Origin of the sequence: Streptomyces panacea (assembly GCF_040560175.1) — a bacterium.
Taxonomy (GTDB): domain Bacteria; phylum Actinomycetota; class Actinomycetes; order Streptomycetales; family Streptomycetaceae; genus Streptomyces; species Streptomyces panacea.
This window is the reverse complement of record NZ_JARJHW010000059.1, coordinates 1-23271: the sequence shown is the minus strand read 5'-3', so window position 1 is coordinate 23271 and position 23271 is coordinate 1. Positions and strand designations below refer to the sequence as shown.

Annotated in this window: 18 protein-coding genes; 11 read left to right on the top strand and 7 right to left on the bottom strand. The window is 72.1% G+C overall.

The window, feature by feature from the left end; all coding sequences use genetic code 11:
* Position 1: 1 nt before the first annotated feature.
* Both P3L51_RS16500 and P3L51_RS16495 read right to left on the bottom strand, forming a co-directional pair.
* Positions 2-925 carry a hypothetical protein gene (locus tag P3L51_RS16500; protein ID WP_354605981.1) on the bottom strand — a complete coding sequence of 308 codons (924 nt, stop codon included), beginning with the start codon at positions 923-925 and terminating at the stop codon, positions 2-4.
* A gap of 173 nt (positions 926-1098) precedes the next feature.
* A complete protein-coding gene (locus P3L51_RS16495) occupies positions 1099-1785 on the bottom strand; it encodes a formylglycine-generating enzyme family protein (protein ID WP_354605980.1) in 687 nt (228 codons plus the stop codon).
* A 311-nt stretch (positions 1786-2096) separates the two neighbouring features.
* Between P3L51_RS16495 and P3L51_RS16490 the strand changes: the two genes are divergently transcribed.
* The 5 genes from P3L51_RS16490 to P3L51_RS16470 are packed head-to-tail and all read left to right on the top strand — an operon-like array spanning position 2097 to position 6808.
* Positions 2097-3842, top strand: coding sequence for a sensor histidine kinase (locus P3L51_RS16490; RefSeq protein WP_354605979.1), 1746 nt, complete (start codon positions 2097-2099; stop codon positions 3840-3842).
* Positions 3839-4246: a roadblock/LC7 domain-containing protein gene (locus P3L51_RS16485; protein WP_354605978.1), complete on the top strand. Its 408-nt coding sequence runs from the start codon at positions 3839-3841 to the stop codon at positions 4244-4246. The genes P3L51_RS16490 and P3L51_RS16485 overlap by 4 nt, the downstream gene beginning before the upstream one ends.
* Positions 4243-4614, top strand: a complete 372-nt coding sequence (locus P3L51_RS16480) for a DUF742 domain-containing protein (protein WP_354605977.1) — start codon at positions 4243-4245, stop codon at positions 4612-4614. The genes P3L51_RS16485 and P3L51_RS16480 overlap by 4 nt, the downstream gene beginning before the upstream one ends.
* Positions 4595-5206 (top strand): GTP-binding protein, encoded by a 612-nt coding sequence (locus tag P3L51_RS16475; protein ID WP_354605976.1) that lies wholly within the window; start codon positions 4595-4597, stop codon positions 5204-5206. Before P3L51_RS16480 ends, P3L51_RS16475 begins: the two co-directional genes overlap by 20 nt.
* 42 nt (positions 5207-5248) lie before the next feature.
* Positions 5249-6808, top strand: coding sequence for a cytochrome P450 (locus P3L51_RS16470; protein WP_354605975.1), 1560 nt, complete (start codon positions 5249-5251; stop codon positions 6806-6808).
* 54 nt (positions 6809-6862) lie between these two features.
* Here the strand turns inward: P3L51_RS16470 and P3L51_RS16465 are convergent, their stop codons facing one another.
* Complete coding sequence (locus P3L51_RS16465; protein WP_354605974.1) at positions 6863-7951, bottom strand: terpene synthase family protein; 1089 nt, start codon at positions 7949-7951, stop codon at positions 6863-6865.
* A gap of 448 nt (positions 7952-8399) precedes the next feature.
* A complete protein-coding gene (locus P3L51_RS16460) occupies positions 8400-10013 on the bottom strand; it encodes a CAP domain-containing protein (RefSeq protein WP_354605973.1) in 1614 nt (537 codons plus the stop codon).
* Between the two features lie 403 nt (positions 10014-10416).
* Between P3L51_RS16460 and tdh the strand changes: the two genes are divergently transcribed.
* The 3 genes from tdh (at position 10417) to P3L51_RS16445 (ending at position 13697) form a co-directional block, all read left to right on the top strand.
* Entirely contained in the window at positions 10417-11448 is a 1032-nt protein-coding gene (gene tdh, locus P3L51_RS16455) for an L-threonine 3-dehydrogenase (RefSeq protein WP_354605972.1), read from the top strand.
* A gap of 69 nt (positions 11449-11517) precedes the next feature.
* Positions 11518-12705: a glycine C-acetyltransferase gene (locus P3L51_RS16450; RefSeq protein ID WP_354605971.1), complete on the top strand. Its 1188-nt coding sequence runs from the start codon at positions 11518-11520 to the stop codon at positions 12703-12705.
* A gap of 77 nt (positions 12706-12782) precedes the next feature.
* Positions 12783-13697 carry a LysR family transcriptional regulator gene (locus P3L51_RS16445; protein ID WP_354605970.1) on the top strand — a complete coding sequence of 305 codons (915 nt, stop codon included), beginning with the start codon at positions 12783-12785 and terminating at the stop codon, positions 13695-13697.
* A gap of 79 nt (positions 13698-13776) precedes the next feature.
* Here P3L51_RS16445 and P3L51_RS16440 read toward each other — a convergent pair whose 3' ends face one another.
* On the bottom strand, positions 13777-14910 hold the full coding sequence (locus P3L51_RS16440) for a hypothetical protein (RefSeq protein ID WP_354605969.1): 1134 nt from the start codon (positions 14908-14910) through the stop codon (positions 13777-13779).
* A gap of 164 nt (positions 14911-15074) precedes the next feature.
* Positions 15075-16550 carry a xylulokinase gene (gene xylB / locus P3L51_RS16435; protein ID WP_354605968.1) on the bottom strand — a complete coding sequence of 492 codons (1476 nt, stop codon included), beginning with the start codon at positions 16548-16550 and terminating at the stop codon, positions 15075-15077.
* Between the two features lie 250 nt (positions 16551-16800).
* On the opposite strand from xylB, the gene xylA reads away from it, so the two are divergent.
* Together xylA and P3L51_RS16425 are read left to right on the top strand one after the other, a co-directional pair.
* Positions 16801-17970: a xylose isomerase gene (xylA, locus tag P3L51_RS16430; RefSeq protein ID WP_354605967.1), complete on the top strand. Its 1170-nt coding sequence runs from the start codon at positions 16801-16803 to the stop codon at positions 17968-17970.
* Between the two features lie 382 nt (positions 17971-18352).
* Positions 18353-19378 carry a YVTN family beta-propeller repeat protein gene (locus P3L51_RS16425; RefSeq protein ID WP_354605966.1) on the top strand — a complete coding sequence of 342 codons (1026 nt, stop codon included), beginning with the start codon at positions 18353-18355 and terminating at the stop codon, positions 19376-19378.
* A 311-nt stretch (positions 19379-19689) separates the two neighbouring features.
* On the opposite strand, the gene P3L51_RS16420 is transcribed toward P3L51_RS16425, so the two are convergent.
* Positions 19690-20928 carry an ROK family transcriptional regulator gene (locus P3L51_RS16420; protein WP_354605965.1) on the bottom strand — a complete coding sequence of 413 codons (1239 nt, stop codon included), beginning with the start codon at positions 20926-20928 and terminating at the stop codon, positions 19690-19692.
* A 162-nt stretch (positions 20929-21090) separates the two neighbouring features.
* On the opposite strand from P3L51_RS16420, the gene P3L51_RS16415 reads away from it, so the two are divergent.
* Complete coding sequence (locus tag P3L51_RS16415) at positions 21091-23253, top strand: DUF8189 domain-containing protein (RefSeq protein ID WP_435594463.1); 2163 nt, start codon at positions 21091-21093, stop codon at positions 23251-23253.
* The last annotated feature ends 18 nt before the right edge of the window (positions 23254-23271 follow it).

Genomic DNA, 23271 nt, shown 5'->3' with positions numbered 1-23271 from the left:
CTCATCGGTCCTGTGTGAGCGGGATGCCGTGGGCGCGCAGGATGGTGAGGGCGCGGACCGTGGCATAGCCGCGCCACTCCACGGCCGCGGCGGCGGAGTACGGCGTCCAGTCGACCGTCCAGCCGCCGTCCTCGCGCTGGTCGGCGGCGAGCCGGTCGAGTTCGGCGGCGACCGCCGCCGGGTCGAGGAGCGCCCGCAGCGGGCGGCCGGGCAGCGGAGAGAAGTCGAGCAGCCGCAGCGCCTCGCCTTCGGCGCCGCCGTCGACCGGCAGCGGGCCGCCGTCCCGCGGCAGGAACGCCCCGAGCCGCTCCAGCTCGGCAGGGGCCCACGAGTGGGTGTCGTGGACGGTGTCGAGGAAGTCCATGACGAACCGGAACTCGATGGCGTGCGGCGGCCGGACGAGGGCGGCGATCCGGTCCCGGCAGAAGGCGGTGGCCCGCGCGAGCCAGGGGTGGTCGCGTACGTCCGGGTCGTGCCGGCCCACGCGGTGCGCGGCCCCCGCCAGCTCCGAGGTAATATGGAGCGAGGAGACGTCCGGATCGGCCTCCGCCCAGAACGGGGCCGAGCCCGCCGCGTCCGGGCCGCTCATGGGCAGGGCGAAGGGCAGCCCGCCGTCGGGCAGGCTGATCGACTCCAGCCAGCCGCACAACTGGGTCGCCCGCGCGAAGACGGCGGGCCCGCACTCCTCGAACACCTCGAAGGCGAGCAGCGCGCCGACCGGCTGGCTCAGTGCGGACCGCAGGTCGGGCTCCAGGGCCGAGCCGTAGCCGCCGTCCCCGTTCCGGTAGGCGTCCAGCGCGGCGACGACGGCGGCCGGAGTGCCGGTGCCGCGCAGGAGCTCGAAGCGGCGTCGGTCCAGGAGTCGCGCGTGGGTGGTCATGAAGGCACCGGCGCCGCTGAGATTCGGGGTGTGGGTGAGGTCCATGGGAGGAGTCTGCGCGGTCGTGCCACCGACGGTCTTGAACGAAACGGTCCTCGGAGCGACCGCCCCGCGACCGCCCCGCCACCACCCCGTCACCGCGACGGCGTCGTCCCGACGGCGTCACCGCGACCGCGTCACCCCGACGCCGTCACCGCGACCGCGTCACCCCGACGCCGTCAACCCGACCGGGCGAGCCGGAAGCCGAGATCGTCGACGCGGAAGGTCGGGTGGCTCTTGCGGCGGCACGACGCCCGGCACCCGCGCGGCCGGTCGTACGCGCCGCCGCCCCGGAAGACCCGGTACGGGCCGTAGACCTCCGGGTCGTACACGTCCCAGCACCACTCCCACACGTTGCCGATCGTGTCGTGCAGCCCCCACGCGTTCGGGGCCCGGGTCGCCACGTCGTGCACCCGCTCGCCGGAGTTCCCCCGGTGCCAGGCGATCTCGTCCAGCTCCCCGTGCCGGACACCGGACGTGCCGGCCCGGCTCGCGTACTCCCACTCCGCCTCGGAGGGGAGTCGGTAGCCGTCGGCGCCCCAATCGCAGACCACACCCTGCCCGTCGGCATCCCCCGTCACGCCCGCGTCCGTGCTGGTGTAGCAGGGGGTCAGCCCGCTCGCCTCCGACAGCAGGTCGCAGAACCGGACCGCGTCCAGCCACGAGACCTCGGTCACCGGAGTCCTCGGCCCCGCCGGACTCGCGGGCGCCTCGCCCAGTACGGCGCGGTACAGCTCGCGGGTGACGGGGAACGGTGCCAGCCGGAAGGCCCCGACCTCGACGGTCCACTCCGTCTTCGTGCCCTCGTCCCGAATGACGATGCCTCCGGCTGGGATCTCGATCATGCGCTCGGCGACGGCCTTCATGCCGTGATCGTACAACCGGCCCCCGGACCCGCCCGGTTCGTCCCGCCGAGGCCGACAGGGGCACACGGCCTCGTAGTTCGAACTGGCGTCGTCACTTTCTGTGGCGTTCCTGAAGCTCTCCGTGCAAAAGGCGCGAGTCTATGCCTGTCGAGTGCGCCCGCGCACGAGGTTCATGAATATGCCGATGCGGTGTTCCGCCCGAACTAGGCTCTCGCCGAGCGCGCCGAGTTGATACGGAATCAGGCACTTGTTCCCATGTGCCGCAATAGTTTCGAATACCCGACCCCTGAATCGACCGCCAGAGGGCTTACATGGTTCGTGTTGAAGCACCCATGAATGATCAAGCGTCACCCACCGTTCGCGCGCTTCTGCTCTCCGCGGCCCTGATGGCGACGGCAACGGCCGTCGTCGTGGTCTTCGTCGCCGACGCCGCCCGGATTCCGGTCGCGTCGTACGGCGCCGTCGCCACCGTCCTCGTCGGCTGGGGCGCGAGGGAGATCGCGCGCAGGGGAGAGGAGACGCGCGCCCTGCACACGCGGTACGGGCAGCATGTCGCCTTCCTGGAGCGGCGCATCGCCGAGCACGACAGCCAGAGCGTGCGCCTCGGCAAGGAACTGATGCCGCTCGCGATCCACCAGCTCCGCCGGGGGAACTCACCCCAGGAGGTCATGCGCGTCATCGTCGACGGCGACGAGCGCTACCGCGAACTTCCCGACTCTCAGCGCGCGTTGCTCCGCGCGATCCTCGACATCGTCGACGACGAGGAGGCCATGCGCGAATCCGCGCAGCGCTCCTTCGTCAACATCGCCCGCCGCGTCCAGTCCCTGGTGCACCAACAGGCCAGCGAGCTGCGGGAGATGGAGGAGCACCACGGCCGCGACCCCGACGTCTTCGACGACCTGCTGCGCATCGACCACGGCACCGCCCTCATCGGGCGGCTCGCCGACAGCGTCGCCGTGCTCGGCAAGGCCCGGCCCGGACGCCAATGGCCCAGGCCCGTACCGTTGTTCAGCGTGCTGCGCGGTGCCATGTCCCGGATCCTGGAGTACCAGCGGGTCGATCTGCACTCGATCGCCAAGGTCGCCATCGTCGGCACGGCGGTCGAACCGCTGATCCACGCGTGCGCCGAACTCCTCGACAACGCCACCCGCTACTCGCCCCCGCAGACACGCGTCCATGTGACCGCCGTCGAGGTGCAGACCGGCATCGCCATCGAGATCGAGGACGGCGGGGTCAGCCTCAGTGAGGAGGCGCGGACGCGGGCCGAGCGGATGCTCGCGCAGGCGCAGGCCGGTATCGACCTCAACGACCTCGGCGAGACCCCGCGGCTCGGCATGGCCGTCGTCGGGCGCCTCTGCCAGATGTACAACCTTCAGGTCTCACTGCGGCAGTCCGCGTACGGCGGCGTCCGCGCCGTCCTGGTCGTACCGCGCGACGTGGTCACCACCGGGCCCGCGCCCGGTATCGCCCACGGCATCGGCGCGACCGCGATGGGGACCGGCGGCACCGAGCTGCCGGAGATGCGCAAGCCGCGCACCTTCGACGTGACCGCCCCGGCCTTGAACCCCGCGTCCGGCCCGGTGTCCGGACCCGCGCACGCCCCGGTCGCCGTTCCCGCTCCCCGCCCGGCCACCGGCCCGGTCCGGCCGGTGCCCGTCAAGGCCGCCATGGACGACGACGTACCCGTCGTCACCGAGTGGACGGCCAACGGTCTCCCGCAGCGCCGCAGCCGTGGCAGGGCGCCGCTGGGCTCGCACAACATCGTGCGGGCACCGGCACCGGCACCGGCACCGGAGCCGCGCCGCTCCAACGGCACATCCGCCGGTACGAACGGCATCGCGAACGGCACTTCGAAGGGCACCGGGGAAGCCCCTGGGGAACCCGGCCCCGGCATCTGGCTCGAAGCCTTCACCAAGGCGGTCAACGGCGACCCGCACCCGCAGGAGCCGTCGACAGGTACGACCGGTGCGACAGGTGCCACAGGGGACGCGCCGCCGGACCGGCCCGGCGAGCGTGGCGAATCAGACGACGTGTGGGGCAAAGGGGACCTGAAGTGATCCAGCAGCGTGCCAACTTGGACTGGATGCTCAAGGAACTCGCGGACGGGGTACCGCAGGTTCAGCAGATCGTCGTGCTCTCCGCCGACGGCCTGCGGATCGCCCGGCACGGCGGTGACCCCGACGTCGCCGACCGGCTCGCCGCCGCCTGCGCGGGACTTCAGAGCCTCGCCGCCGCCGTCGCCGCCGAAATCCCCATGAGTGACGGCCGGATGCGCCTCGTCGTCATCGAAGTGAGCGGCGGATTCTTCTACTTGATGGAAGCGGGCAAGGGTGCCTACCTCGCCGTACTCGCCGACGAGACGGTCGACGCCGGACTCGTCGGCGCCCGGATGCGGGACATGGTCGTCCGGATCGGTGCCCATCTGACCAGTCCGCCGCGACATGACGGGCACACCGGATGACTCCTCCCCGACGAGAACGCAGGCTGCCCGGGGCGGACGTGGGGGACCCGGAACGGCTGTACGTGATCACGGGTGGCCCGGACGGCGCCAAGCGCGCCTCGCTCGACCTCGTCACCATGATCGTGGCACGCGAGGCCCCCTCACCGACGGTGCCGCCCGAACAGGCCGCCATCCTGCGGCTGTGCGGGGCGCCGCTGTCCGTGGCCGAACTGTCGGCGTATCTCAGTCTGCCGTTCAGCGTGGTGACGGCGCTGCTGACCGACCTCCTCACGACGGATCTGGTCGAGTCCCGCGCGCCCGTCGCCCGCGCCACACTCCCCGACAGGTCCCTTCTCGAAGCGGTGATGCATGGACTCCAGAAGCTCTGACACGATCACAGGCCCCAGGAGCGAGGACGTACTTCCCACCACGGCGACATCCGCGGTGAAGGTCGTGATCGTGGGCGGATTCGGGGTCGGCAAGACCACCATGGTCGGGTCGGTGAGCGAGATCCGCCCGCTCACCACGGAAGAGACCATGACCCAGGCCGGGGTCGGCGTGGACGACAACTCCGGGGTGGAGAGCAAGACCGCCACCACCGTCGCCATGGACTTCGGCCGGATCAGCATCAGTGAGCAACTGGTGCTCTACCTCTTCGGCACCCCCGGCCAGGAACGCTTCTGGTTCCTCTGGAACGGCCTCTTCGAAGGAGCCCTCGGCGCCGTCGTCCTCGTCGACACCCGCCGCCTCGAAGTCAGCTTCGACGTCATCGGGCGGCTGGAGGAGCGCGGCGTGCCGTTCGTCGTCGCCGTCAACACCTTCCCCGACGCGCCGAGCCATCCGGTCGGGGCGCTGCGCACCGCGCTCGATCTGCCCGACGAAGTGCCGATGGTCGACTGCGACGCGCGGCTGCGGGCGTCGAGCCGCGACGTCCTGCTGACCCTCATGCGCTATCTGCACTCGCTGGCGCTGCCGGCCTGACCCCCCTCCGGCCTCATCCCCCCTCCCATCCCTGGAGTGACCGTGACAACGCCCTATCCGCACCGGCCGGGCACGGACGAACACGCCGCCCCGCCGCCGGGCTGCCCGGCCCACGGCCTCGTCGCCGACGCGTTCGGCGGCGACCACCCGGCGCCCTCCGGGCTGCGGCGGCTCTACGGCCCCGAGGCCGAGAACGACCCCATGGGTCTGTACGAGAAGCTGCGCGCCGAGCACGGTTCGGTGGCGCCGGTCCTGCTGCACGGCGACGTACCCGCCTGGCTGGTACTCGGCCACAGCGAAAACCTGCACATGACGCGTACGCCCTCCCAGTTCTCGCGGGACTCCCGCCGCTGGCGCGCGGTCAACGACGGCAGCGTGCCGCCCGACCACCCCCTCGCGCCCATCTTCACCTGGCAGCCCATCTGCGTCTTCGCGGACGGCGCCGACCACGAGCGGCTGCGCGGCGCGGTCACCGACTCGATCGGCCGGATCGACCACCGGGGCGTACGCCGCTTCATCAACCGCTACAGCAACCGGCTCGTCAACGACTTCTGCCAGGACGGCAGGGCCGACCTCGTCAGCCGCTTCGCCGAGCATCTGCCGATGATGGTGATGGCGCAGATCCTCGGCATGCCCGAGGAGTACAACGAACGGCTGGTCGGGGCCGCCCGCGACATGATCAAGGGCACCGAGACGGCCGTCGGGAGCAACGCGTACGTGATGGGTGTCCTGGACCGGCTGGTGGCCCGCCGCCGGGCGGCGCCCGACGAGGACTTCGCCAGCTGGCTCGTCCAGCACCCGGCCGGGCTCACCGACGCGGAGGTCGCCCAGCATCTGCGCCTGGTGCTCATCGCCGCGTACGAGACCACGGCCAACCTCATCGCCAACGTGCTCCGCATGGTCCTCACCGATCCCCGCTTCCGTGCCCAGCTCAGCGGCGGCCACATGACGCTCCCCGAGGCGGTCGAGCAGACCCTCTGGGACGAGCCGCCGTTCACGACCATCTTCGGCCGGTGGGCCGTCGGTGACACGGAGCTGGGCGGGCAGCGGATCAAGGCGGGCGACGCGCTGGTCGTCGGGATCGCCGCCGCCAATGTCGACCCGGTGGTACGGCCCGACGTCAACGCGTCCATGCAGGGCAACCGCGCCCATCTGGCCTTCAGCGGCGGCCCGCACGAGTGCCCCGGCCAGGACATCGGGCGCGCCATCGCCGACACCGGCATCGACGCGCTGCTGCTGCGGCTGCCCGACCTCCAACTGGCCGTGCCGGAGGAGGACTTGAGCTGGTCGGCGTCGCTCATGTCGCGGCACCTCCAGGAGCTGCCGGTGACCTTCGCCGCGCGTCCGCCGCAGGATGTCGCCGGGCCGCCGTCGGCGACGCCGCAGCACGCGCCGCGCACCGAGTGGCAGGTGGAGTCGCCCCGCCCGGTGCCCGCGCAGGCCGCGTCCGCTCCGGCGGCCGTACCGCCGGTGCCGGTGGCGCCCGCCGGGTCCCCGCCGCCGCTGGCGCCGACACCGGCCGGGCCGATCCCGGCGCAGCGCGGTCCCGGCGCCCCGGAGCGGGCATGGCAGGCAGTGGTGCGGTGGTGGCGAGGGTACTGACGGCCTGAGGGGTGTGGTGGGGGGAGCGGCCGTACGGTCAGGGTGTCGCGCCCGTCAGGGCGTGGCCTCCAACTGCTCCCACCACCACGAGATCGTGGGGATCGGCAGCGGTTCCCGGCCCGCGTCGGCGGGATACCGCTTCCACCAGCCGCCCGGCTCCGCCGCCGGTCCCGACGGGACCGAGTAGCGGGGACAGACCGACGCCCAGTCGAGATGGCCCCGGATGAACTGCCCCAACCCCTCTATGTAGCCGCGCAGTTCACTGCTCGCGTCCACGAGGACCTGCTCACTCAGCCGGCCGTGCAGCACCATCACCCGGTCCCGCATCGCCACCGCGTGCTTCAGCGCCTCACGCGGCTCGCAGCCGAGTTCCTGGCAGAGCACGTCGATCAGATTGAGGTCGTCGCCCGCCCGCAGCAGTTCCTTGTTCCGGGAGTAGAGGTCGTTGTCCCAACTGACCAGCGTCCAGACGATCTCGGTGAGCGCCTGGACGCGCGGATCCGCCAACTCCTCGTCCCGGACGGAGAATCCGCCGACGATCTCGATCATCGCGGTGGACGGCGCCATCCCTATGGCCCGCATCCACAGGGTGATGTAGTCGTTGAGCGACGGGAGTTCGGCGCTTCGGCGCCACGACGCCTCCCACACCAGACCCGAGGTGTACACCCGCATGGCGTCCGTCCAGCGGCGCAGCTGCTGCGGGGAGGCGTACTGCTCCAGCTCCGTCCGCAGGGCGCGCAGCGCGGCGGTGTGCGGGGAGTCGGCGCGGGAGTTCGCGGCCGGGGCCTCGACCGCGCGCAGGATGCGGGAGGTCTCCTGGGCCATCAGATCCGCCGTGGCGTCGGTCTCGTCGCAGACACCGTCGTCGAGCGAGAAGAGCACGGCGTGGAACTTGGCCATCAGGGTGAGGGGTTCGAGCTTCCCGTACGGCATCGTCGACGCGGTGAGCCCGCCGAAGTCGCAGACGGCGAGGCGCTTGCGCTGGTGCTCGTCGGTGTCGAGATTCTGCCGCAGCATCCAGTCGACCGTCAGGTCGTTGAGGACATGGACATCGGCGTGCACGGCCGGTTCCACCGGGCAGTAGAACGGCACGGCCGGTAACTGCCGGGCCAGGGCCCGTGCCTGTTCCTCGACGCACGTCATGACCGGCCTCCAGAGGGATGTGTGGGCGCTGGGCTGGTTCGGTGAGGATCTGGCGTGTTGTGGTGTAGAGGCGGGGGCTGTTCGAGTGGAGCGTATATGCCCATGACGGCCCGTCAATAACGGTTCGACCGACCAGTGTGTGGCCGGAAGTGACCGTATGCCGAGTGGCCGGGATCACACGCGGAGTCCGCGTCGCGGGGTTCCCACGTCAGGGCCGGTACGGCTTTCCCGTACGAGAGCGGAGAGATTGGTTCCGGCGGAATCCGCGCGGTCCAGTTCAATCCGCAATTGAAATAGTCCTGATCGTGGTCGATACGTCACGGACCGGTGACCGAGAGGGACAAAGTGCGTGCGGTCCCTCAGCCGGCGCCGTTCATCCGCGCCGTTCGTCCGCGCCGCTCACCTGCCCCCGCTCACCTGCCCTGTTCACGCCGCACTCGCTCAACCGTCAGCCGCGCGCGCCGAACGCCTGGGTCCACCACGGTCCGCCGGACGCGTCGTGGATACCGACGCCGATCTCCTTGAAGGCGCAGTTCAGGATGTTGGCCCGGTGACCGGGACTGTTCATCCAGCCCTTCATCACCGCTGCGGCCGTCTGCTGGCCCCTGGCGATGTTCTCGCCGTAGGTGGTCCATTGGTAGCCCGCCGCCGTGATGCGCTCGCCGGGGTCCTTGCCGTCCGGGCTGTTGTGGTCGAAGTAGTCCTTGGCCGCCATGTCCTGGGAGTGGCGCAGTGCGGCGGTCCCGAGCTGCGCGTTGGCGCTCACCGGGCCACAACCGGCCTTGGACCGCTCGGAGTTGACGAGTGTCGTGACCTGCTCGGTGAAGCCGCCGCCGCCGCCCGGCTTGGGGTCGTCGGTCGTCGGCTCGGGGTCGGGCTTCGGGGCCGGATCGGCGGTGGACGGCCGCGGGTCGGGTGCGGGCTTGCTCGGCTCGGCCGCCTTCTTGGACGGCGAGCGGGTGGGCGAGGGCGACGGGCTCGCACTGCTGCGGGTGGGGGAGGGGCCGGCGGACTCCACCGTTCGGCTCGGCGCCGACTTGGGCTCCAGCGCTTCCGGTTCGACGGCGGACGCGGCGCGTGACTCGTCCTGGTCCCGCTCGCCCGTGACGTACTGGGCGACGCCCGCGGCGGTGAGCAGAGCGGCGACGGCGGCGGTCACCGTGACGGCGCGGCGCCGTTTCGCCCGCCGGTCGCGGCGCGCGGTGCCCCTCGCCCGCGTACGGCTCCCGGCTCCACCGTCACCGCCCTCGTCGCCCTCGCTGTACGAAGACGAGGACGAAGACGAGGACGAAGACGAGGATGACGCGGACACGGACGGCGACGAGGCCGGGTGGGCGCCGACCGGTACCAGCGCGAGGCCGGCCACGAGGGTGTCGGCGGGCACCAGACCGGCCGCGTACCCGGAACAGACGGTGCAGTCGTACGTGTGTCCGGCTACGCGCTCGCGCCAGAGCGGGGACGCTGTGCCGTCCCAGCCGCCGACGAGTTGCTCCAGCAGGACACACGGCGGCTCCGCCGACAGCGCGCGGACCACCGTGCGGGCGGTGTCCAGTTCGTGCCACATCCGCTCGACCCGCGCGCCCACCTGCTGGGAGTTGGCGGCCAGGGCGGCGGCGACCTCGGGCCGGGTGAGTTCACCGGCCGTCTCCAGCCACCACAGCGCCACCAGCGCGTGGTGCTCCCGGTCCACCCAGCGCGTGGCCTCGGCGACCTCCCGGTGCTGACCGGAGAGCCCGAGGCGGCTGATCATCAGATCCACGAAGTCGAAGTCGGGGCGGGGGAGGGCCGGGTCGTACACGTAGTCCGCGTGCTCACGGATCCGGGCGACCGTGGTGGTGACCAGATACGAGCGGAAGTCGGCCGGGCGGCGCAGCCCGCCGAGGCCGCCGAGGACGTGGCGCACCGTGTCCCGTGCCACGGCGTCCACTTCCGGGTGTCCGTGCAGCGCGTGGCCGACGAGCTGGTGGACCAGCGGCAGCGACTCGTGACCGAGTCGGTCCATGGCCGACTCGTCCCCGGCCTGCGCCGCCTTGACCACTGAGGCCTTGAACGGACTGCTCACGCTGTCTCACTCCCACTCGTGACTCGCGGTGGGGACCGATCGTAAGGGGAACGGTGGCCTCACACCTCCTGGATGCCGCACTCGCTCCGTACGAGTGGTCGAATTCATATCAGGCCACCCGGCCGAACTGTGTGTACTGCCGGTTGCGGCGAAAGGTGAAGTCGCGCGGTGGCTCGGGTGAATTGCGCACTTTGTCGGCTCCCGGGCGTGGCCCGGACCCGCTCGCCGAATCGGCCCACCAGGACCATCGGCGTGAAGCTCAGCTGTCGACCCGCTTAAGAAATCCTCGATGGACCGCACGGTCACGGCGGCGGCAGATTGGTGCCGACAACGATCAGCGCCACTCGCGCCCGCACCCGCGTCCCCGCGAGTGTCCGCGCCCGCACCGCCTGGAGCCGCCCCGATGAAGGCACTTGTGAAACTGACGGCCGAGCCGGGGCTCCGGCTCACCGATGTGCCCGAGCCGGAGGCCGGCCCGGGAGACGTACTCATCAAGGTGCTCCGCACCGGCATCTGCGGCACCGACCTGCACATTCGGGCCTGGGACGGCTGGGCGCAACAGGCGGTCGAGACGCCGCGTGTGCTGGGCCACGAGTTCGTCGGCGAGGTCGCGTCCGTCGGCGCCGATGTCCAGGAGATCGCCGTCGGTGACCTCGTGAGCGGCGAAGGGCACCTGGTCTGCGGCAGGTGCCGTAACTGTCTGGCCGGGCGCAGGCATCTCTGCCGCAGCACCGTCGGACTCGGCGTCGGCCGCGACGGCGCGTTCGCCGAGTACGTCGCACTGCCCGCGTCGAACGTCTGGGTCCACCGCGCGCCCGTGGACCTCGACATCGCGGCCATCTTCGACCCGTTCGGCAACGCCGTGCACACCGCGCTCAGCTTCCCCCTGGTCGGCGAGGACGTGCTGATCACCGGCGCGGGCCCGATCGGCATCATGGCGGCGGCCGTCGCCCGGCACGCGGGCGCGCGCAACGTCGTGATCACGGACGTCAGCCCCGACCGCCTGGAGATCGCCCGCAAGGTCGGCGCCACGCTCGCGCTCGACGTGTCGGACCCCGACATCGGCATCGCGGAGGCGCAGCGCCGGCTCGGCCTCAAGGAAGGCTTCGACATCGGCCTGGAGATGTCCGGCCGCCCGGAGGCGATGCGCGACATGGTCGACAACATGACGCACGGCGGCCGGATCGCCATGCTGGGACTGCCCGCGCGCGAGTTCGCCGTCGACTGGGCGAAGATCGTGACCTCGATGATCACGGTGAAGGGCATCTACGGCCGCGAGATGTACGAGACGTGGTACGCGATGACCGTGCTGCTCGAAGGCGGCCTCGACCTCGCGCCCGTCATCACCGGAAGCTACGGCTACGAGGACTTCGAAGCGGCCTTCGACGAGGCGGCCACGGCCACCGGCGGCAAGATCATCCTCAACTGGGCCTGACGCCCGCCCTCCTCCGCACCACGACCCCTCGCCCTGTTCCCCCGCTCACCCTTCACCCCGGAGCCCCGCATGTACGCGTCCGTCCGCGACGACCTCCGCGCCACCCTCGACGAGATCCGCGACGCCGGTCTCTTCAAGCCCGAGCGCGTCATCTCCACCCCGCAGAACGCGTCCGTCTCCGTCTCCGCCGCCTCCGGTGACGTCCTCAACTTCTGCGCCAACAACTATCTCGGCCTCGCCGACCACCCCGACGTCGTGGCGGCTGCCAAGGACGCGCTCGACCGGTGGGGCTACGGCATGGCCTCCGTACGCTTCATCTGCGGCACCCAGGAGATCCACAAGGAGCTGGAGCAGCGGCTCTCCTCGTTCCTCGGCCAGGAGGACACGATCCTCTACTCCTCCTGCTTCGACGCCAACGGAGGCGTGTTCGAAACCCTCCTCGGCCCCGAGGACGCGGTCATCTCCGACGCCCTCAACCACGCCAGCATCATCGACGGCATCCGGCTCTCCAAGGCCCGGCGGCTGCGCTACGCCAACCGCGACCTCGCCGAGCTGGAAGCGCGCCTCAAGGAGTCCCAGGACGCGCGCCGCCGCCTCGTCGTGACGGACGGCGTCTTCTCCATGGACGGCTACGTCGCGCCCCTCGCCGAGATCTGCGACCTCGCCGACCGCTACGACGCGATGGTGATGGTCGACGACTCGCACGCCGTCGGCTTCGTCGGCCCCGGCGGCCGGGGCACCCCCGAACTGCACGGCGTGATGGACCGCGTCGACATCATCACCGGCACGCTCGGCAAGGCGCTCGGCGGCGCTTCCGGCGGCTACGTCGCCGCCCGCGCCGAGATCGTCGCGCTGCTGCGCCAGCGCTCCCGCCCGTACCTCTTCTCCAACTCCCTCGCCCCGGTCATCGCCGCCGCCTCGATCAAGGTCCTCGACCTGCTGGAGAGCGCCGACGGGCTGCGCGAGCGGCTGAACGCGAACACCGCGCTCTTCCGTACGGAGATGACGGCGGCCGAGTTCGAGATCCTGCCCGGCGACCACGCCATCGCCCCCGTGATGATCGGCGACGCCGCCGAGGCCGGGCGGATGGCGGAGCTGCTGCTGGAGCGCGGGGTGTACGTGATCGGGTTCTCGTACCCCGTGGTCCCGATGGGGCAGGCCCGGATCCGGGTCCAGCTGTCGGCGGCGCACTCGACCGAGGACGTACGGCGGGCGGTGGCGGCGTTCGTGGACGCGCGCGAGGCGCTCAAGGCCTGACAAGCCGCGGACGGGCCCGGACCGCTCCGGGCTGTCGGGCCGATCGGACCGGCGCCGCCACCTGGCAGTATGGCCGAATGATCGACCCCCGGCGGCTGCGCGTCCTGCGAGCCGTGGCGGACCACCGTACGGTGACCGCCGCGGCGGCGGCGCTGTACCTGACCCCGTCGGCCGTCTCCCAGCAGCTCGCCGCGCTGGAGCAGGAGACCGGCCACGCGCTGCTGACGCGCAGCGGCAGGGGCGTACGGCTGACGGCGGCCGGGGAGATCCTGCTCACGCACGCCCACGAGGTCCTCGCCCAGCTGGAGCGGGCCGAGGCGGAGCTGGCGGCGTACGCGGGCGGCGCGGCCGGTGAGGTCACGGTCGCCGCGTTCGCCACGGGGATCGCCGAGGTGCTGGCCCCGGCGATCGCGCACCTCGCCGGGTCGCACCCGGGCATCCGCGTGCGGGTGCGGGACTCCGAGGGCGACGAGAGCCTGCCGCTGCTGCTCGACGGGCGGGCGGACGTGGCGCTGGCCGTCGAGTACCGGGGCGCTCCCACGGAGGACGACCCGCGCCTGTCGCGCGTGCCGCTCTACGCCGAGCCGTTCGACGCGGTCCTGCCCGAGGGACATCCGCTCGGCCGCGAGGTCGAGGTACCGCTCGCCGAGCTGTCGGACAGCGACTGGATCAGCCCGTATCCGGGCAACCCGTGCCATGAGGTGATGCGCCTCGCCTGCGAGTTGGCGGGCTTCGAACCGCGCCTGGTGCACTCCTCGGACGACTTCCGCGCGGTGGTCGCCCTCGCGGGCGCCGGCGCCGGGGTGGCGCTGGTGCCGCGCTCGGCGCTGCGCGGGATGGAGCTGAAGGGCACGGTGGTACGCCCCGTGTCCGGCCCGCCCGCCACGCGCCGGGTCTTCGCCGTGGTCCGCAGGGGCGCGGACCACCACCCGCTGATCCGCCCGGTCCTGGACGCGCTCACGGAGTCGGCGTCGGGCCTGACGACGGGCTGACCGGCCGGCCCGCCGCTTGCCGGAACCCGCGTACGGGCCCCTGGCGCCCCGAGTCCTCCGAGGATCCGCCGGACGCCCCCTACGCGAGCAGCCACAGGATCAGGACCACCACGATGATGATGACCGCCCCGGCCGCGATCAGCCGCCGCTTCAGCCGGTGCGAGAGGGTCGGGACGACTTCGAGGCTGCGGGCGCCGGGGAAGACGTGGAAGACCCGGTGCGGGTCGTCCATCAGCTCCACCCGGGCCAGTGGACAGGTTTCGAGACGCACCTCCCGGGACAGTTCCACCCTTCCACGGGCGAGATGGGTCGCCACGGCGGTGCGATGTTCACCGTCCACACCGGCGGGCACCGTGTCGCCCGCCGGTACGTCGTGCGGCTGCCACCGCGCGGCGGCGGTCAGCCGGTCCCGGACCTTGTCGGGCCAGTCCGGCTTGGGCAGCGACAGGGACGCGGTCTCGTGCGCGTACTCGACCGTCCCCTCCACCCAGTGGGTGAGACTGCCCTTGCCGCCGCACACCTCGTGCGTGCCGACCCCTCGCCCCGAGCAGCGCGCGCACGTCTCGCGGCCCCGGCCCTCGCAGTGCGGGCACCGGATCCTGCCCCGGCCCGAGCAGCGCGGGCACGCGGCCTCCGGCGTCGAGCACACCGCGCACGTGATCCGCCCGGTACCGGGTGCCGTGGCGCCCGGACCGGTCGCGGCGGGGCGTGCCTTCGCCGTACGCGTCCGGCGCCTGCCCGTCCTCTCGCACTCGGCGCACGGTGCGACATCGAGGCACACGTCGCACGGCGGCGGCTCGTTGCGGCAGGTGCACGGATGCCCGCCACTGCCCGAGCAACCGGCGCACTGCTGTTGGCCGTTGTCGCACGGACAGGGCACCGGCCGGTAGGAACCGGCGCGGATCAGGGTGAGCCTGCCGGGTCCTCCGGGCGCGGGCAACGGGTGGTCCGTGATGGCGCCTTCATAAAGAGGGAGCGCCGTCAGATCCTCCGTACCGAAGGCGGTCCGGGGTGTCTCGTGGCGTCGCTCGGTGAAGCGCGTGACCTCGCAGCGCAGCAGCTGCCGTCGCTTGACGTCCCGGAGCCGGGCGCCGCCGATCGCCGCCCCGCCGCCCTTGGCCGCGTACGGGGCGAGGGCCTTGAGTATGTCCGCGTCGGGCAGCGCGTCACCGAGCGTGTCGTCGCGCGCGTCGTCGTGCGGTGCGTCGGACATGGGCGGGTCTCGTCCCTCCTCCGGCGCGCGGCGACGCCGCGCAACCCGCAGGGTAGGTCGGCCCCTGACCCGCCATCAAGAGGGCGATCCGGGCCAGGCACCGGCGCGTTCCCGTCCGCGGTGCCTGCCCCGTCCGCCCCGAATGTCCCGCAGCTCCTCGCGCCCTACGAGAGCAGGCTCGGCGCCGCCCGGTCCAGCACCGAGCCGACGCGCTCCCAGGTCTCCATGTCCCGTGCGACCGGCGGGAGTTCGGGGCCGTCCCCGGTCTTCCAGGACGCGGCGACCGCCACCGGGTCCTCGCCGGTGGCGGCCGACGCCGCCAGCGCCGCCGCGCCCAGGGCGACCAGTTCGCCGCTCTCCGGCACGATCACCGGGCGGCCGGACAGCCGCCGTACGGTCTCCACCCACGTACGGCCCTGGGCGCCGCCGCCCACCAGGCGCAGCGGCCGGGACGCCGTCGCCGGGTCGGCCGGGTCGAGGCCGCAGGCGCGCAGGACCTCGTCGAGCGCCCGCAGGACCGTGTACGCCGCGCCCTCGTACGCCGCCCCGAGCAGCTGCTGCGGCGTCGTGTCGTGCCGCAGGCCCGTCAGCAGGCCGGAGGCGGTCGGCAGGTCGGGGGTGCGTTCGCCGTCGAGGTACGGCAGCAGCACCGCCCCGCCACCGGGCGCCACGTCGTCGCGGTCGAGGCGCAGCAGCTCGGCGACCTTGTCGACGGCGAGTGTGCAGTTCAGGGTGCAGCCGAGCGGCAGGAACGTACCGTCGGCCGCCGCGAACCCGGACAGCGCCGTCGACGCGGGCCTGGTGCGCGTGGCGGCGAAGACCGTGCCCGACGTGCCGAGGCTCAGCACGGGGTGGTCCAGCAGCCCGGCGCCGCCGAGGCCGAGGCCGACGGCCGCGCTCATGTTGTCGCCGGTCCCGGCGGCGACCGCGATACCGGCGGGCAGTCCCAGTTGCTCGGCGGCGGAGGCGGTGAGCGAGCCGACCCTCGCGCCGCCGGTCGGGGCGACGGCCGGCAGCAGCGACTCGTCGAGGCCGACGAGCGCGAGCAGTTCGGGGTCGTACGCCCCGGTCGCAGTGGAGTACCAGCAGGTGCCCGACGCGTCGCCGGGGTCGGTGGCCGCCGTACCCGCGAGGCGTTCGGTGAGGAAGTCGTGCGGCAGCCGGACGGCCGCGGCCGCGTCGGCGGCGGCGGGGTCGTTCTCCCGCAGCCACTGCCACTTCGCCGCCGTCATCGAGGCGACAGGCACGGATCCGGTCCTGGCGATCCAGGCGTCGGGTCCGCCCAGTGCGTCGGTGAGCGCGGCGGCCTGCGGGGCGGAACGGGTGTCGTTCCACAGCAGCGCGGGCCGCAGCGGCTTCCCGGCCGCGTCGAGCACCACCAGGCCGTGCTGCTGGCCGGCGACCGCTATGCCCGTGACGGCGGACGCCGGTACGCCGGACTCCTTGAGCCCCATGGCGACGGCCTCACGCAGCGCCTGCCACCACACCTCGGGGTCGGTCTCCCGCGCCCCGGCCTCGCCCGTCACCCGGTGCGGCGCGCGCCCGACGGCGAGGAGCCGTCCGGTCGCCGCGTCGGTGAACGCCGCTTTGGTCGACTGGGTGGAGCTGTCGACGCCGATGACCACCTGGCTGTGCGGCACGCTCGTACCTCTTCCTGATTCCGGGCTTGCGGCGGGATTTTGGCCGCAGGCCAACAAATTACGTGATGTTGTCGTGCATCCGGCAGGGATAGGCGTTATTTCCGTGTCCGAGGTGGTGTTCGATACCTCGGACATGGTTGGGCGAACGCGGGGTCTTTTCCGTGCCCACCCAGACGTGCATTATTAGTCATGTCAGGAAACAAAAAGGTCTGCACCTGTTGGACCTGAGGTATCGAAGGCGGCCAGAGAAATGACGGATCGTTTCACTCCCACCCCCGCGGACAAGTTCAGCTTCGGTCTGTGGACGGTCGGCTGGCAAGGCAGGGACCCGTTCGGGGACGCGACGCGCCCGGCGCTCGATCCCACGGAGTCCGTACAGCACCTCGCCGAACTGGGCGCGTACGGAGTCACCTTCCACGACGACGACCTGATCCCCTTCGGCTCGACCGACGCCGAGCGCGAGGCGCACGTCAAGCGCTTCCGGCAGGCGCTGGACACCACCGGGCTCGTCGTGCCGATGGTCACCACCAACCTCTTCACGCACCCGGTCTTCAAGGACGGCGGCTTCACGGCCAACGACCGCGACGTCCGCCGCTTCGCGCTGCGCAAGACCCTGCGCAACATCGACCTCGCCGCCGAGCTGGGCGCCAAGCGGTTCGTCGCCTGGGGCGGCCGGGAGGGCGCGGAGTCCGGCGGTGCCAAGGACGTGCGCCTGGCGCTCGACCGGATGAAGGAAGGCTTCGACCTGCTGGGCGAGTACGTCGTGTCGCAGGGGTACGACATCAAGTTCGCCATCGAGCCCAAGCCGAACGAGCCGCGCGGCGACATCCTGCTGCCGACCGTCGGCCACGCGCTCGCCTTCATCGAGCGCCTGGAGCGCCCCGAGCTGTACGGCGTCAACCCCGAGGTCGGCCACGAGCAGATGGCCGGGCTGAACTTCCCGCACGCCATCGCGCAGGCCCTGTGGGCGGGCAAGCTCTTCCACATCGACCTCAACGGACAGCACGGCACCCGGTACGACCAGGACCTGCGCTTCGGCGCCGGCGACCTGCGCGCCGCGTTCTGGCTGGTGGACCTGTTGGAGACGGCGGGCTGGGAAGGCTCGCGGCACTTCGACTTCAAGCCGCCGCGCACCGAGGACTTCGACGGGGTGTGGGCGTCCGCCGCCGGATGCATGCGCAACTACCTGATCCTCAAGGAGCGCGCCGCCTCGTTCCGCGCCGACCCGGAGGTCCAGGAGGCGCTGCGCGCCTCGCGCCTGGACGAGCTGGCGCAGCCGACCGCCGCCGACGGCGTGGCCGGTCTGCTGGCCGACCGCGGCGCGTACGAGGACTTCGACGTGGCGGTCGCGGCGAGCCGCGGAATGGCCTTCGAGCAGCTGGACCAGCTGGCCATGGACCACCTCCTGGGCGCCCGCTGATCCGGCGCTGAGGCGACCGAGTCCTGACACGACCGCACACGCGGGACGGCCCCACCGCCGGGCCGCCCCGCGTGTGCGCGTACGGAAAACCCCCCTCCGTACGGAGGGGGCACGCCCGGAGGGTCCACGCCCGCGATGCGTTGTCCCGCGCCCGATGCCGTGGACGAGGGGCCGAAGGTGGGATTCGGATCGTCCATCCAGCCCCAGGCGCGCGATCTCGGAGCCTTTGTGGGGATACCGGCACATGGTGTGGCCGCAGCCATGCCGGTTCGGTATCGAGTCACTTCAGGAGGTCTCCGTGTCAGGTATCGCGGTACAGGGAACGCCGGAACGAAGAATCACCGGGCGACGCCACCTCGGTGAGCGCCCATGGGGGAGGATCGTGCGGGCCTGGGTAGGGCTGGCGGTGCTCACGGGCCTGACGGTCCCGCTCGCCATGGCATCGCCCGCCGCCGCGCATGACCACCCTGCGCACCACCCCGCCCACGCCTATGTCGCCAACGTCGAGGACGACACCGTCTCGGTGATCAGCACCAAGACCAACACCGTCACCACCACCATCCGCGTCGGCGACCGCCCCCTCGGCGTGGCCATCACCCCGAACGGTCGCCACGCCTACGTCACCAACAACAACGGCGACAGCGTGTCGGTGATCGACACCAGGACGAACGCCGTCACCACCACCGTCCCCGTCGGCGACGGACCTGTCGGCGTGGCCGTCACGCCGAACGGTGAGCGTGTCTACGTCACCAACTTCGGCGGCGACAGCGTGTCGGTGATCAGCACCAAGACCAACACCGTCACCACCACCATCCGCGTCGGCGACGGGCCCTTCGGTGTGGCCGTCACGCCGAACGGTGAGCGTGTCTACGTCACCAACGACCTCGCCGACAGCGTGTCGGTGATCAGCACCAGGACTAACGCCGTCACCACGACCATCCCCGTCGGGGACGGGCCGGGCAATCTGGCCGTCACCCCGAACGGTCAGCATGTCTACGTCACCAACGCCAGCGGCGACAACGTGTCGGTGATCAGCACCAGGACCAACACCATCACCGCCACCATCCCCGCCGGTGACCTTCCCAACGGTGTGGCCATCACCCCGAACGGTCAGCGCGCCTACGTCACCAACCTCAACAGCGGCACCGTGTCGGTGATCGACACCAGGACCAACACCGTCACCACCACCATCCGTGTCGGTACCTGGCCCCGGGGAGTGGCCTTCACCCCTGACGGTGGCCGCGCCTACGTCCCCAACCAGCTGGACAACACGGTGTCGGTGATCGATACCAGGACGAACACCGTCACCACCACCATCGCCGTCGGCGACGGGCCCACCGGTATCGCCATCACTCAGGGATGCCGGAGTCACCTTCGGGGCTGTGGAGAAGGGGGAACGGGGCGGTAGGTCCGGGCGCAGATCTCGGTGTTCCGCGGGGCGGGTTTCCCCCCGACGGCTCGTGCGGCCGAGGCCGGCCAGGACCGCTTCGTACACCCTGGGTGGGGCGCCCGGCGAAGGCTGCCGGACGTCCCACCCCGCGTTGTCGCGGGGGTCCTTGGGCATCCGGAACGCGGCGTCGGTAAGGCCGCCGGACGCGTGCAGGTGTGTCCCGCGGTGAGGCCGATGCCCCGTCGTCCGGTCGCGGTGCGCCGACGCACCGGGCGCGGCCCGCCGCCGCGAGCCCGCCCCGCCCCGCCCCGAAACTCGCGCCCGGCGCGCTACGCGCTCGTACGTTCCGCGTACGCCACCGGGTCCGCCAGCACCGCGCGGACCACCAGCGCCGCCGCGCCCCGCGCCGCGTCTCCCGCCGAGGATGACGCGCGTAGCCGGCCACTGTCGTGCGGCCACAGGCCGGACACCACCCGGTCGGTCAACTCGCCGTCCGCGGGCGGCGACAGCCACGGCATCAGGCTTCGGTAGATCCCGCCGAGCACCACCGCGTCGGGGTCGAAGAGATTCACCGCGCCCGACAGGACCCGGCCCAGCATCCGGCCGGCCTCGCCGATGGCGGCGATCGCGCGCCCGTCGCCGCTCCTGGCCAGGGCCTCCAGCTCCGCGACGCCCGGCACTCCCGCGTTCTCGTCGAGCCCGGCGCCCCGCAGGAGCGCCGACTGACCGGCGTACTGCTCCAGACAGCCACGCGCGCCGCACCGGCACAGCGGCCCGTCGGCGTCGACGACCACATGGCCGATCTCGCCGGCGAACCCGTTGGCGCCGCGCAGCAGTTCACCGTCGAGCACCAGCGCGCCGCCGACGCCGATCTCGCCCGACAGATAGAGGAAGCTGCGGATCCCGCCCAGGCCGCCGAACCACAGCTCGGCGAGTGCCGCGAGATTCGCCTCGTTCTCCGAGCGCACCGGCAGCGGTGTCGCGGCGGGCTGCGACTCGGCCAGCGCCGCCGCGAACAACTCCTCGGCGGGCACCCGGTTCCAGCCCAGGTTGGGCGCCTGGCGAACCGTTCCTCCGGAGACCAGGCCCGGCAGCGCGAGCTGCACCCCGACCGGCGACAGGTCCTGCTCGGCGGCCGAGTCGAGGGTGCGCGCGGCGATCCGGGCGCCGCGGGCGAGGACTTCGGCGGGCGCGGCGCCGCGATTGTCGAGGTGTTCGGTGAGGCGTACACGGTCGGTGCCCGACAGGTCGACCACGCACACCGACACGTAGTCGATGTTGATCTCGACGCCGATACCGGCCGGACCGGAGCGCGTCACCTTCAGTACGGTGCCGGGCCGGCCTGCCTGGCCGCTGAACGTCTTGCCGGACTCGGAGAGGAATCCGCTGTCCAGCAACTGCTCGACCAGCGAGGACACCGCGGCCCGGGTCAGTCCGACCCGCGCCGCCACACCGGCCCTGGTCGCCTCACCCTCGTCCCGCACGGCGCGCAGCACCAGGCTCAGATTGTGCCGGCGCACCGTCTCTTTGTCGGCCTTGGGGCCGAGGGATGTGTGGTTGCTCTTCATGGTGCGGTCGAGCCTATGTGATCGGTATCCGGACGGGCGGCCGGTCCCACGAGATCGATGGCCCGTCCAGCCACTTGTTTAGATTAATTAGTAATAATCGTTGACAGGGTCGGGGAGCAGGGCGACAGTCTTCGTCGTGACCCCAACCTTCGGGAGACATCAGTGACTTCGCATCGGGCCACGGTGGCCGCCGTCGTCGCCGCGCTGTTCGCGGTGGTGACCGTGCCTTCCGCCCAGGCCGTGGACCGGCCCGCCGCCCAGGCCGTGGACCGGCCCACCGTCCGAGCCGTGGACCAGGGCGCCCCCACGTACTACGACAGCGGCCTCGCCCCCACGCCGTACATGGGCTGGAACACCTACTACGGCCTCGGCGCCCCCACCGAGCGCGAGGTCAGGTCGGTCGCCGACCACCTCGTCGGCAGCGGGCTCAGGGACAGCGGCTACGACATCGTCTGGCTGGACGGCGGCTGGCAGGCCGACACCCCGCGCGACAGCGACGGCAGGCTCACCGCGCACCCCGGCCGCTTCCCGTCCGGCATCCCCGCCCTCGTGACGTATCTGCACGAGCGCGGACTCAAGGCAGGCATCTACACCGACGCGGGCACCTACGACGGCGGAAAGAGCTGCGGCCTCGGCAGCCGCGGCCACTACACCGAGGACGCGAAGCAGTTCGCCGGCTGGAAGATCGACGCCATCAAGGTCGACTTCCTCTGCGGGATCACCGCGAAGCTCGACCCGGGCCCCGCCTTCAAGGAGTTCAGCGACGCCGTCGCCACCTCCGGACGCCGGATGCTGCTCAACCTCTGCAACCCGCTGACCGACGACTGGGGCATCCCGCACACCCCCGAGCAGGACGCGCACAACGCGTACGTCTACGGCCCGAGGACCGGCGACTCCTGGCGTACCGGCACCGACGTCGCCTTCGGCACCCCCTCCACCGGCCAGTGGGCCAACGTCCTGCGCAACATGGACGCCAACGCCTGGCACCCCGAGGCCCAGGGGCCGGGGCACTACAACGACCCCGACTACCTCATCCCGATGCGCAAGCTCGAAGACGGCTCGTACGAGCTGACCGAGGAGGAGTCCACCACCCAGCTCGTCATGTGGGCCGTGATGGGCTCGCCCCTGGTCATCGGCTCCGACCCGCGCACCCTGCCGCAGTCGATGATCGACACCCTGCGCAACCCGGAGATCATCGCCGTCGACCAGGACCCGCTCGCCATCCAGGGCGTACGCGTCGCCACCGACGCCACCGGCGACGTCTACAGCAAGCCCCTCAAGGGCGCGGGCAAGCGCGCGGTCGTCCTCCTCAACCGCTCGGACAAGCCCGCGACACGCACCGTGACCTTCGCGGACGCCGGACTGACGGGCGACGTCGCCGTACGGGACGTCCGCGCCCGCGCCGACCGGGGCACGCACAGCGGCTCGTACACCGTCACCGTCCCCGCGCACGGCACCGCCTTCCTCACCCTCGCCGGCCGGGACGACGCGCCCGGCGCCTCGCTCGGTACGCGTTCCACCGCGAGCCCCGCGCTGGTGCGCGACGGCGACCGGCTGACCGCGTTCACCAGGGGCGCGGACGGTTCGCTGCGGCAGCAGAGCGGACGCGACGGGCACTGGTCGTCCCGTACGACCGGCCTCGGCGGCCCGACGCACGGCCGGATCCTCGGCCAGCCCGCGGCCTACGCCTCCGCCGCCGAGCCCGGCCGGATCGACGTCTTCGTCCGCGGCACCGACAACGCGGCCTACCGGCGCGCCTTCACCGACGGCCGGTGGGGAGCCTGGCAGAAGCTCGGCGGCAGCCTCGCCGACGCACCGTCCGTCGCCTTCGAGAGCGCCGACCGGTGGACGCTCCTCGCGCACGACGAGGACGGGCAGATCCAGGCCCGTGGGCCGCGCTCCGGCTGGACGACGCTGGGCACGCCCGAGAAGCGGACCGTGTACGGGCGGCCGTCCGCGGTCGTCGACGGGGCGGGCCGGACCCATGTCGCCGTGCGTACCGCCGAGGACGCCGTGTGGTGGCGGGTACGGGACACGGACGGCACCTGGTCGCCGTGGACCCCGCTGGGCGGGACCGTCAGCGGCAGCCCGACTCTCGTCGCCGTCGACGGAGGCGTGCGGCTGTACGCACGGGCCGGTGACTACACGCTCTGGCAGCGCGCGTACGGCACCACCTGGGGCGACTGGTCGGCTCGCGAGGAGTTCGTCAGCGGCGTCCTCGACGGCGCGCTCGGCGCGACCGCCGGGCCCGACGGCACCGTACTTGCCGCCTTCCGGGGCGTCGACGGCCATGTCCACCAGACCGGCTTCCCCGCCGGTCCGTAACGATCGCCGGCGGCCGGC

Coding starts and splice junctions, on each gene's coding strand:
- P3L51_RS16445 (WP_354605970.1), top strand. CDS start 12,783: ATGATCGACCCCCGGCGGCTGCGCGTCCTGCGAGCCGTGGCGGACCAC.
- tdh (WP_354605972.1), top strand. CDS start 10,417: ATGAAGGCACTTGTGAAACTGACGGCCGAGCCGGGGCTCCGGCTCACC.
- P3L51_RS16440 (WP_354605969.1), bottom strand. CDS start 14,910: ATGTCCGACGCACCGCACGACGACGCGCGCGACGACACGCTCGGTGAC.
- P3L51_RS16465 (WP_354605974.1), bottom strand. CDS start 7,951: ATGACGTGCGTCGAGGAACAGGCACGGGCCCTGGCCCGGCAGTTACCG.
- xylA (WP_354605967.1), top strand. CDS start 16,801: ATGACGGATCGTTTCACTCCCACCCCCGCGGACAAGTTCAGCTTCGGT.
- P3L51_RS16480 (WP_354605977.1), top strand. CDS start 4,243: ATGACTCCTCCCCGACGAGAACGCAGGCTGCCCGGGGCGGACGTGGGG.
- P3L51_RS16500 (WP_354605981.1), bottom strand. CDS start 925: ATGGACCTCACCCACACCCCGAATCTCAGCGGCGCCGGTGCCTTCATG.
- P3L51_RS16420 (WP_354605965.1), bottom strand. CDS start 20,928: ATGAAGAGCAACCACACATCCCTCGGCCCCAAGGCCGACAAAGAGACG.
- P3L51_RS16495 (WP_354605980.1), bottom strand. CDS start 1,785: ATGAAGGCCGTCGCCGAGCGCATGATCGAGATCCCAGCCGGAGGCATC.
- P3L51_RS16450 (WP_354605971.1), top strand. CDS start 11,518: ATGTACGCGTCCGTCCGCGACGACCTCCGCGCCACCCTCGACGAGATC.
- P3L51_RS16475 (WP_354605976.1), top strand. CDS start 4,595: ATGGACTCCAGAAGCTCTGACACGATCACAGGCCCCAGGAGCGAGGAC.
- P3L51_RS16490 (WP_354605979.1), top strand. CDS start 2,097: ATGGTTCGTGTTGAAGCACCCATGAATGATCAAGCGTCACCCACCGTT.